12 protein-coding genes are annotated in these 10,113 nt (G+C 53.6%); 11 read left to right on the top strand and 1 reads right to left on the bottom strand.

From position 1 onward, the window contains the following. Window positions 1–11: 11 nt before the first annotated feature. Window positions 12–464 carry a PocR ligand-binding domain-containing protein gene (locus B3W37_RS16250; protein ID WP_483176443.1) on the bottom strand — a complete coding sequence of 151 codons (453 nt, stop codon included), beginning with the start codon at window positions 462–464 and terminating at the stop codon, window positions 12–14. A gap of 356 nt (window positions 465–820) precedes the next feature. On the opposite strand from B3W37_RS16250, the gene B3W37_RS16245 reads away from it, so the two are divergent. From B3W37_RS16245 to B3W37_RS16195, 11 genes are all read left to right on the top strand, one after another. Further along, entirely contained in the window at window positions 821–1,162 is a 342-nt protein-coding gene (locus tag B3W37_RS16245) for a BMC domain-containing protein (protein WP_481038133.1), read from the top strand. 1 nt (window position 1,163) lies between these two features. Then, window positions 1,164–1,619 (top strand): EutP/PduV family microcompartment system protein, encoded by a 456-nt coding sequence (locus tag B3W37_RS16240; RefSeq protein WP_483171750.1) that lies wholly within the window; start codon window positions 1,164–1,166, stop codon window positions 1,617–1,619. Window positions 1,620–1,698: 79 nt separating this feature from the next. Beyond that, window positions 1,699–1,980, top strand: a complete 282-nt coding sequence (eutM, locus tag B3W37_RS16235) for an ethanolamine utilization microcompartment protein EutM (RefSeq protein WP_481038135.1) — start codon at window positions 1,699–1,701, stop codon at window positions 1,978–1,980. Window positions 1,981–2,019: 39 nt separating this feature from the next. Next, a complete protein-coding gene (gene pduB, locus B3W37_RS16230) occupies window positions 2,020–2,817 on the top strand; it encodes a propanediol utilization microcompartment protein PduB (protein ID WP_483171749.1) in 798 nt (265 codons plus the stop codon). Window positions 2,818–2,843: 26 nt separating this feature from the next. Further along, window positions 2,844–4,541: a propanediol/glycerol family dehydratase large subunit gene (locus B3W37_RS16225; protein WP_483171748.1), complete on the top strand. Its 1,698-nt coding sequence runs from the start codon at window positions 2,844–2,846 to the stop codon at window positions 4,539–4,541. 21 nt (window positions 4,542–4,562) lie between these two features. After that, window positions 4,563–5,213 (top strand): propanediol/glycerol family dehydratase medium subunit, encoded by a 651-nt coding sequence (locus B3W37_RS16220; RefSeq protein WP_483171747.1) that lies wholly within the window; start codon window positions 4,563–4,565, stop codon window positions 5,211–5,213. A 20-nt stretch (window positions 5,214–5,233) separates the two neighbouring features. Continuing rightward, complete coding sequence (locus B3W37_RS16215) at window positions 5,234–5,719, top strand: diol dehydratase small subunit (RefSeq protein WP_483176442.1); 486 nt, start codon at window positions 5,234–5,236, stop codon at window positions 5,717–5,719. A 62-nt stretch (window positions 5,720–5,781) separates the two neighbouring features. Continuing rightward, window positions 5,782–7,614 carry a diol dehydratase reactivase subunit alpha gene (locus B3W37_RS16210; protein ID WP_483176441.1) on the top strand — a complete coding sequence of 611 codons (1,833 nt, stop codon included), beginning with the start codon at window positions 5,782–5,784 and terminating at the stop codon, window positions 7,612–7,614. Between the two features lie 2 nt (window positions 7,615–7,616). Further along, entirely contained in the window at window positions 7,617–7,976 is a 360-nt protein-coding gene (locus tag B3W37_RS16205) for a glycerol dehydratase reactivase beta/small subunit family protein (RefSeq protein ID WP_483171744.1), read from the top strand. A gap of 67 nt (window positions 7,977–8,043) precedes the next feature. After that, entirely contained in the window at window positions 8,044–8,691 is a 648-nt protein-coding gene (locus B3W37_RS16200; protein ID WP_483176440.1) for a phosphate propanoyltransferase, read from the top strand. Between the two features lie 4 nt (window positions 8,692–8,695). Further along, window positions 8,696–10,113 (top strand): aldehyde dehydrogenase family protein (locus B3W37_RS16195; protein WP_483176439.1); only part of this gene is annotated, 1,418 nt, incomplete at its 3' end.

Raw genomic sequence — 10,113 nt, 5'->3', positions numbered from 1 at the left:
ATCCAAACTTCTCACACGGTCTGCACTTCTTGGTGGAGCTGATCGAGCTCCGGGTAATCTTTGAGATTAATGGCGGGCTTGGTAATCCGCTCCAGGGAATCATCTTCCACATGGACTTGTCCGGTCATAACCGCACCCAGGTACTGTCCTTCCACAATAATAGGTGAGGATAAATCAATCAATCCCATATGGCAGCGATACATGTAGGGCTGTCCGGTACGAACTGCTTCAATGCCGGCGTAAGCGTCTGATTTTTCACACCCGGCGCAACCGATGGGATGGGCTCTGAGTTTTTGACAAAAAGGATGGAAGTTGCCGTAGCTGGTGATGGGTTTGCCCTGATAATCCACAATTATTGCCGCCAGTCCGGTAGCATTGCAAAAACAGTCGATAATCTCCTGAAGAATCTTAACATCCACAACATCGCCCAGGTGAAAAATGTGTTTTGAGCTGTTTTTTGCCATTCTATTTTTCGCCCCCAGTTGCTTTTTTCCATTATATAATTGTTGCCCTTACAACTATTGTCATCCGACTCCCTTTGGCAAATTTGGATAGCAATACGGCATGGATTGCATCACCATTAGAATAGCTTTAACCAGTTTTTGATTCAATGGCAAATTATGATACTGACAGCGCAAAACATAAAAGCCCTGCTCCTCAAATCCTTTCTTGCTGACCTGCAAGATGTAAATTTCAAAGCAATAGGTGCTCTATCAAAGGCAAATGCTACCCCAGGCTATTTCCCCGGCAAGTAGAAATCCTAGTGTATCAGCGTGAGAGCTTGAAAAACTGAGTTTCTATTCTGGGGAGGAAGGGCGCTATGGCCGAAGAGAAACCGCGCGTAATTCAAGAATACGTTCCCGGCAAACAGGTCACTCTGTGTCACATTATTGCCCACCCCGAAAGCAAATTGTCTGCCAAGCTCGGCTTTGAAGGGGATAAAGCCATAGGCGTGATGACCATCACCCCCAGTGAAGCAGCCATCATTGCGGCGGACCGCACCATCAAAGCCGCCCCGGTTGATATCGTATTCGTGGACAGGTTCACCGGATCGCTGGTTGTTACCGGCCCGGTGAGCGCTTTGGAAATGGCCTTGAATGAAGCCAACAATTTCCTGGCCGCCATACTCGGTTTTCAAAAAGCGCCCCTTACCAGGTCTTGATATGCGCACCATGTTTGTTGGCCCCAGCGGGGCCGGAAAGACCACTTTGATCAATGCTTTGCTCTTGGAGCATAAAGAGGCCAATAAGACCCAAACGGTTGATTTCAGAGGAGAATATGTGGATACGCCAGGGGAATACGCGGAGATACCTCGATTCTATCAGAACTGTTTCATCAGCACCCAGCAGGCCGATCTGGTGGTTGTGGTGCTGGCAGCGGATGTAGACCGGGAGCAGATCCCGCAGGGATGGACTCTGGCACTACTCAAACCGGTGGTGGGGGTGGTGAGCAAAATCGACAGACCCCAGGCCGATATAGCCAGAACCATCAGATTTCTGGCCCATGCCGGGGTACAGCCGCCCTACTACCCGGTTTCAGCCCGGACGGGCGAGGGGGTGAAGGAGCTTAAGGACGTAATTAAACAGCGGTGTTTTGATATATCCAAGGAGGTGGTCTGATAGGGGAGAAGAGCCTGGCCATATTTATAGAGCCATTAGTTTTTAAGTTAAGTCCCGAATTTGAAAGGAGCTGAGTAGCATGTCACAGGAAGCCCTCGGATTAGTGGAAACTCGCGGATTGGTTGGAGCTATCGAAGCGGCCGACGCCATGGCCAAAGCTGCCAATGTCAGCCTGGTAGGCTATGAGAAAATCGGATCCGGTTTAGTAACCGTAATGGTGCGCGGCGATGTAGGCGCTGTCAAAGCCGCCACTGACGCCGGCGCTGCCGCCGCCCAAAAAGTAGGAGAAGTGGTATCGGTTCACGTTATTCCTCGCCCCCATACCGACACTGAGAAGATCCTCCCCAAGACTCCATTATAATGTAAGAATTCAGCTCACATCTAAACGGAGGTGAACACTGTGCAGGAAGAACAACTGATTCAAAAGGTTATGGACGAAGTCCAGAAAAAAATGGCCGCCGAAGCAGTAGGCGCCGCTGCGGTTCCGAACATTCAAGAATGCGCCGCTGCAGGCATGACCGAGTTTGTAGGCACTGCTTTCGGTGATTCGATAGGTTTGGTCATAGCCAACGTGGATGATGCCATCCGCGAAAGGCTAGAGATCGATCCCAAATACCGCTCCATCGGTATTATAAGCTCCCGAGCGGGAGCCGGGCCGCAGATCATGGCTTGTGACGAAGCGGTTAAAGCCAGCAACACCGAATTGCTGATTTTCGAACTGCCCAGAGACGCGCATTTAATGGGTGCTCACGGTTCGTTGGCGGTTTTCGGCGCTGAGGAAGTATCCGACGCCCGCCGCGCCGTGGAAATCACCCTGGGGGCTATGAGCTGGACCTTCGGCGATATCTGGGCCAATGAAGTGGGCTTCTGCGAACTGCAGTATACCGCCCGGGCCAGCTATGCCCTGAACAAATTCTTCAAAGCCCCCCTGGGCAAGGCCTGGGGACTGGTGGTGGGCTGCCCGGCCGGAATCGGTCTGATGATGTCCGATGTGGCCGTCAAAGCCGCCAATGTCGAGATCGTGATGCATGCCTCTCCGGCTTTCAATACCAGCCATACCAATGAGTTCATGATCATGATAACCGGGGATTCCGGTGCGGTTAAACAAGCGGTAATGGCCGGCAGAGAATGCGCCCAGAAACTGCTTTCCACAATGGGCAGCGCGCCGCAGAGTATGCAAACTTCGTATATCCGGTAACGCATAAACGAAAGGAAGTGATTTGGGTGGCCTACGAAGACAAGACCTTTAAGACCAAACGATTTCAGGTTCTGGCAGAAAAGCCGGTAAACCGGCATTCATATTTAAAAGACTGGCCAGAAAAAGGTCTCACCGCTTTCCAGGGTGTTAAGGATCCCAAGCCAAGCATCAAAATAGAGAACGGGGTCGTCGTGGAAATGGACGGCGTCGCTCGGGCTGATTTCGATATGATTGACCAGTTTATCGCTGATTATTATATAGACAAATCCGTGGCCGAGGAAGTCATGGCTATGGATTCACTGAAGATCGCCCGGATGATTGTGGACATCTGCGTACCCCGTGAGGAAATCGTGCGGCTGGCCAAAGGTCTTACCCCCTCCAAATTTGTGGATGTGGTAACCAGGCTGGACGAGACCGAGATCATGATGGGTATTCACAAGATGCGGGCCCGCAAAATCCCAGCGATTCAATGCCATACCACCAGCGCCACTGACAATCCGGTGCAGCTGGCTGCTGATGCCGCTGAAAACCGGCTGCGCGGCTTCTCTGAAGCTGAAACCACGGTGGGGGTCGCACCCATAGCGCCGTTTAACGCCATTTCTATTCTGATCGGCGGGCAGACACCCCATGTCGGTCTGCTCACACAATGCGCCATCGAAGAAGCACTGGAATTAGAACTGGGTATGCGGGGTATGACCACCTATGCCGAGACCGTTTCCGTATACGGCACCGAGCGTGTTTTCGCTGACGGCGACGACACTCCATGGTCCAAAGCATTTCTGGCCGCCGGGTATGCTTCCCGCGGCATCAAACTGCGTTTCACCTCCGGCTCCGGCTCAGAGGTACAGATGGGATATGCCGATGGCCGCTCCATGCTCTACCTGGAAACCAAATGCATCATGATCACTAAGGGCGCCGGGGTGCAGGGCTTGCAGAACGGCTCCATCAGCTGCTGCGGTATCGCCATGTCTGTTCCCAGCGGGGTTCGCTCGGTGCATGCGGAGAATCTCATCACCGCCATGTGCGACCTGGAGAATGCCTCGGGCTGTGACCAGATCTTCTCGCCTTCCGACCTGCGCCGTGCGGCGCGGACCTTCCCGCTGGTTATAGCCGGAACCGACTTTATCTTCTCAGGGTACGGCGGTGTTCCCAATTATGACAACATGTTTGCCGGCGCCAACTTCGACGCCGAAGACTTTGACGACTACCTGGTGATACAGCGTGACCTGACTGTGAACGGTGGTCTGGTACCGGTGACCGAAGAGCAGACCATTGCGGTGAGAAACCGGGCCGCCCGGGCCATACAGGCGGTATTTAAAGAGTTCGGCTTCCCCGAAATCACTGATGAGGAAGTGGAAGCCGCCACTTACTCTCACGGCAGCAAGGATATGCCCCCGCGCAGTATCCGCGAAGACATCAATGCCGCTCAGGACATGATGAAAAAGGGCATAACCGGTTTAGACCTTATTAAAGCCCTGATAAAACATGGCTTTGAAGATATTGCCGCCAACCTTTTTCAGATGATGAAGCATAAGGTCACCGGAGACCTTCTGCAGACTTCAGCCATTGTCACCGCCGAGAATCAAGTATTGTCCGCCATCGGCGATATGCTCAATGACTATCGGGGTCCTGGAACTGGTTATCGCTTGGAAGAAGACACCGAGACCTGGGAGAAGATTCAGCGTATTCCTCAGGAAATCGATCCTGAGACTTACGAATCTTAATTTGGAAAGAGGTGGAGACCAGTGCAGATCAATGAACAATTAATTGCGGGCATTGTAGCCCAGGTAATGCAGGAATTGGCCAATGCGCCGGCCGCTTCGACTGCGGCTGTAGACTACAGCAAAGACATGACCCTGGCGGATAAAGGACCGGCTCAGAGAGGCACCAATCCCAAAGAAGTGGTAATCGGCATTGCACCTGCGTTTGGTAAAACCATGAACTATACCATTAAAAAGCTTCCCCATTCCCAGGTGCTGCGCGAGATCATTGCCGGAATTGAGGAAGAAGGCTGTGTCGCCAGAGTGGTAAGAGTTGTCAGAACCAGCGACGTTGGCTTTGTCGGGAACTATGCCGCCAAATTGGCCGGCTCGGGAATAGGCATCGGCTTGCAGTCCAAAGGAACTACGGTTATTGAGCATAAGGATATGACCCCGTTGACGAATCTGGAGTTATTCCCCCTGGCTCCCCTGGTGACCCTGCCTCTGTATCGCGCCATCGGACGCAATGCGGCCCGGTATGCCAAGGGTGACAATCCAGATCCGGTGCCGGTTATCCTGGATCAGACAGTTCTGCCGATTTATCAGCCTACCGCGGTGTTGCTGCACAATCGGGAAACCAGCGAGGTGGTTTTCAACGCCGAACACCGTGATGTAGAATTTAAATTCTCTAATTAAGAAAAGCGGAGGTGACTAGCATGGATCCCAAAGCTATTGAATCACTGGTTCGTGAGGTATTGCGCAATGTAAACCAGGCCAGTGCTGCCGGCAGCGGTTCGGCCTTAACTGCGCAAGACTATCCTTTGCAGGAGAAAAGACCTGCGTTGATAAAAAGCCGTACCGGCAAAGGCCTGGAAGAATTGACCCTGGAAGGTGTCAAAAAAGGGGAGATCACTTTTGAAGACCTTCGCATCCACCCCGACACCCTGGAATACCAGGCTGAGATCGCCGAAGCGGCGGGGCGGCCTTCTCTGGCCCAGAATTTCCGGCGCGCCAAGGAGTTGACCGCAGTGCCTGATGAGGAAATCCTGTCCATTTACAACTCGCTGCGTCCCTTCAGATCTTCGAAACAAGAACTGCTGGGTTATGCGGATCGTCTGGAAAAGACCTACAATGCAACAACTTGTGCCCAGCTGATCCGGGAAGCAGCCGAGGTATACGAAAAACGCGACATGCTGGCTTAAATCAGGGATTCGGGGCAGGGTTTAAGGCCCTGCCCCGGCAAACCCTTATGAGGGGTGAAATAATGGCTTTAATTGCAGGCGTAGACATTGGCAATTCCACTACCGAGGTGGCCATTGCCCGTATTGACAACTCCCAGTTGGAATTCATCGCCAGTGGGATTGACAGAACCACCGGCGTAAAGGGGACTAAACAAAATATCCGCGGCATTATCAATGCTTTGACCGATGCCTTAAGGTTTACCTCGTATGATATTGACGATATCGACCTGATATTGCTCAATGAAGCCACTCCGGTAATCGCCGACATTGCTATGGAAACGATCACTGAAACCATCATCACCGAGTCGACTATTATCGGGCATAATCCATCCACTCCCGGGGGTATCGGTTTTGGCGTAGGTAAGACCATTTATCTAAAGGATCTGGCCGCTTACAACGGGCCGGACGCGGTGATTCCCCTGGTTGATAACGGCTACGATTTTGCGGAAGTAGCGGCAGCCATTAATCAAGCCATAGACCAGGGCAAGCCGGTTGCCGGGGCCATTATACAAAACGATGACGGGGTCTTAATAAGCAATCGCCTCAAATATATCATTCCTATTGTGGATGAAGTGAGGTTTATCGAAAAGGTGCCGGTCAATATGCAGGCGGCCGTAGAAGTGGCCGAAAGTGGCAAGACCGTTGAAACCCTTTCCAATCCCTTTGGCATTGCCACGGTGTTTAATCTCGATTCTGAAGAAACCAAGATGGTAGTTCCTATTGCCCGTGCCTTGATCGGCAACCGCTCCGCAGTAGTGATAAAAACCCCGGCAGGGGATGTGCGGGCCCGCCGTATTCCGGCCGGCAAATTGCAGATTTTTGGACAGAGGCATAATGCTTCCATTGATATAGAAGCGGGTTCCGACGAGATCATGACTTCGGTCGAAAAAGTGCGCCCTATACTCGATGTGCGCGGCGAAGCCGGGACCAATGTAGGCGGAATGACCGAAAGGGTGCGCGCGGTGATGAGCAAGCTCACCGGTCAGCCCCTGGAAGAGATGACCATTCAAGACATCCTGGCGGTTGATATGTTCGTACCCCGGGAGGTGCAAGGCGGGGTGGCCGGAGAAACCGCCCTGGAAAACGCGGTGGGGCTTGCCGCCATGGTCAAGACCAACCGCCTGCCCATGCAGCAGGTCGCGGAGGAACTGCAAAAAGAGATCGGTGTCCGGGTGGAAATAGAGGGCGTAGAAGCCAATATGGCTATTATAGGCGCATTAAGTACCCCCGGAACTGCCATACCGCTGGCCATTGTGGATATGGGCGGCGGGTCCACCGACGCCGCCATCATCAGCGTCAGCGGCGAAACTTACTCAACCCACCTGGCTGGCGCCGGAGATATGACCACCATGTTAATCAAGTCTGAACTCGACCTGGACAATATGGACATCGCCGAAGATGTCAAACGCCACCCGCTGGCCCGGGTAGAGAGTATGTTCCACATTCGCATGGAAGACGGTTCGGTCAGATTCTACAACGACCCCCTCCCGGCTCATGTATATTCGCGGGTGGTGGTCTTAAAAGGTGAAACCCTGGAACCGATCATAAGTCACCATTCCATGGAGAGGATCAGAACGGTGAGAAGGGAAGCCAAGCGCCGTGTATTTGTACGCAACGTGCTGCGCGCTCTGCGCCAGGTGGCTCCGGACGGCAACATCCGCCTGCTGGACTTTGTGGTCATGGTGGGCGGATCGGCCTTGGATTTTGAAATCCCGGAAATGGTGACCGAAGCCTTGGCTGAATACAAGATCGTGGCCGGACGGGCCAATATCAGAGGGTCTATGGGACCCAGGAACGCTGTGGCTACAGGCCTGGTCCTGTCATATTTCGGCCATGACAATCGGGGGAAGGCGTAATTATGAGAGATTTAACGGCTAAAGAAACCTTGAGCATAGTGGTTTGTCATGAAGACGGCGAGTCGGCCCGGCAGTTGGCCGAGTATGCCAGCCGGGGCATAGAGGAAGAGCATATGCCGGTCTTGTTGTTGCCGGTTGCCACGGGCAACAGCATAGAACTGGCCCGCTTGGCCTGTGAAACCTCTCTCCTGGCGGTAGGGGTCGGCATTGACCAACAGGGCAGCATTTCCCTGACCCACTTCCAAATGCCGGCGGATAAACCGGTATTGCATGCGCCCAGTGGGAGTGATACCCGGAAAGCCCGGCTGATGGGAGGCAATGCCGCCCGCTTGTATAAGCGGATTCCGTTTATTTTTGAATAGACTCTTAGCCTTAGATTATCTGCACTGACTGTTACATTCCATGGAATTATGGTTGGAGGGAAAAACCGTGACACAAGCAATAGACGAAGCAACCCTGGTAAGGTTAATCGCAAAGGCCGTGTCGGCCGTACAGCAGGAAGAGCGGCTCTTGATTCCGGTGGGTATTTCCAATCGTCATGTGCACCTGTCCCGGCCGGACATAGAAGCCCTTTTCGGCTCCGGCTATCAAATGCGGGTGTTCAAGGCATTGGGTCAACCCGGGCAGTGTGCTTATGAAGAGACTGTCACTCTGGTCGGCCCTAAAGGCGCCATACCGGGAGTCAGGGTTTTGGGGCCCCCCCGGGAATCTACTCAAGTGGAGATATCCATGACTGACGGCTATACCCTGGGGATCAATCCCCCGCTTCTGGAGTCCGGGTTAAGGTCTCCCACCCCCACTTTGTCAATCGTCGGCCCCAGGGGCGCCATTACCTGTTCACAGGGGGTCATATGCGCACTGCGGCATTTGCACATGAGCCCTCCGGAGGCGGCCGGATTAGGAATCAAGGACGGTGACACGGTTAGCATACGCTCTCATGGAGATCGGGCGCTGGTCTTTAACAACGTCAGGGTGCGGGTAAGGGAAGATTTTAAAACTGAATTTCACATCGATGTCGATGAAGCCCGTGCGGGCAACATCAAAAACGGAGAATTTGTCGAGCTATTGGAGGGATAACCGGATGAATACTGAGACGATTGTTCAAGCCATTACCAAACAGATTATGGAGAGGCTGGACCAATCCGGAAACATTGCACCGGAGCACGTCTATCACGTGCCTGGTCCATCCCAGGACGGAAAAGACGGGATATTTGAAGACCTGGAAATGGCTATTGACTGTGCCTGTGCAGCTCAACAACAGCTGCCCAAGCTGGGCTTGGAAAAGCGGGGCCGAATCATTGAGGCCATTCGGCGGGCCGGGGAGAAGAATGCCGAGCTTCTGGCTAAAATAACCACTGAAGAAACCGGCATGGGCAGGCCGGAGGACAAGGTCAACAGAATACTCCTGGCGGCTTTGAAATCCCCCGGCATGGAGGATATAAAACCGGAGGTGTTTGCCGGGGATTTCGGCCTTACCCTGGTGGAAAGACAGCCTTTTGGAGTGGCGGTGTGTATTACTCCGTCCACCAACCCCACCGAGACGACCATATGCAATGCCATTGGCATGATCGTGGCCGGAAACTCGGCTGTGATCAGCCCCCACCCCAATGCCAAAAAGGTGACCCATAAATGCGTGCAGATCATCAACGAGGCTATCGCTCAGGCCGGCGGCCCCCCCAATTTAATCGTTACCATGACCGACCCCACCCTGCAGAAGACCATGAAATTGCTCAAGCATCCCAAAATCAGCCTGGTGGTGGCCACCGGAGGACCCGGGGTGGTTAAAGCCGTTATGTCCTCAGGTAAAAAGGCCATCGGCGCCGGAGCCGGGAACCCTCCGGCGCTGGTGGATGAGACTGCCGACATAGTCAAGGCGGCCCGCGACATTGTGGTGGGAGCCAGCTTTGACAACAACCTGAACTGCATCGGCGAGAAAGAAGTGGTGGTAGTAGAGTCGGTGGCCGATCAGCTCATGGCCGAATTCGCGAAGCAGCCTACTTACATCATGAAAGAGCGCAGGGATATCGACCGCCTGACCAGCCTGCTCACCACCGCGGAAGGAGATTTCGACCGCGACTGGGTGGGCAAAGATGCGGTTTGCATTCTCCAGGCCCTGGACATCGAGGCCCCGGATAACGTCAAGCTGATCGTCTACGAAGTTGAAGCCGACCATATCACGGTGATGGAAGAGTACATGATGCCGATTCTGCCGGTGGTAAGAGTGCCCAATGTCCAGGAAGGCATCAGGCTGGCAGTGCTGATGGAAGGCGGACGCCATCACACTGCGGTGATGCACTCCAAAAACGTGGACAACATGACCGCGTTCGCCCAGGCGGTCAAAACTACGATTTTTGTTAAGAACGGATCTTCCTTAAACGGGGTCGGGTACCTGGGCGAAGGACATTTCACGGCTACCATCGCAGGTCCCACCGGGGAAGGTTTGACCTCAGCCCGAACCTTTACCCGCGCACAACGCTGTGTACTGGTCGACGGATTCAA

Source organism: Syntrophomonas sp. UBA5494, assembly GCF_002426325.1.
Note: the sequence above shows the minus strand (reverse complement) of the source record. Positions and strands in the feature narration are given on the sequence as shown.

What these genes read in the sequence shown, in the direction of transcription:
- B3W37_RS16250 (WP_483176443.1), bottom strand. Translation starts at nt 464, where the DNA reads ATGGCAAAAAACAGCTCAAAACACATTTTTCACCTGGGCGATGTTGTG.
- B3W37_RS16245 (WP_481038133.1), top strand. Translation starts at nt 821, where the DNA reads ATGGCCGAAGAGAAACCGCGCGTAATTCAAGAATACGTTCCCGGCAAA.
- B3W37_RS16240 (WP_483171750.1), top strand. Translation starts at nt 1,164, where the DNA reads ATGCGCACCATGTTTGTTGGCCCCAGCGGGGCCGGAAAGACCACTTTG.
- eutM (WP_481038135.1), top strand. Translation starts at nt 1,699, where the DNA reads ATGTCACAGGAAGCCCTCGGATTAGTGGAAACTCGCGGATTGGTTGGA.
- B3W37_RS16215 (WP_483176442.1), top strand. Translation starts at nt 5,234, where the DNA reads ATGGATCCCAAAGCTATTGAATCACTGGTTCGTGAGGTATTGCGCAAT.
- B3W37_RS16210 (WP_483176441.1), top strand. Translation starts at nt 5,782, where the DNA reads ATGGCTTTAATTGCAGGCGTAGACATTGGCAATTCCACTACCGAGGTG.
- B3W37_RS16205 (WP_483171744.1), top strand. Translation starts at nt 7,617, where the DNA reads ATGAGAGATTTAACGGCTAAAGAAACCTTGAGCATAGTGGTTTGTCAT.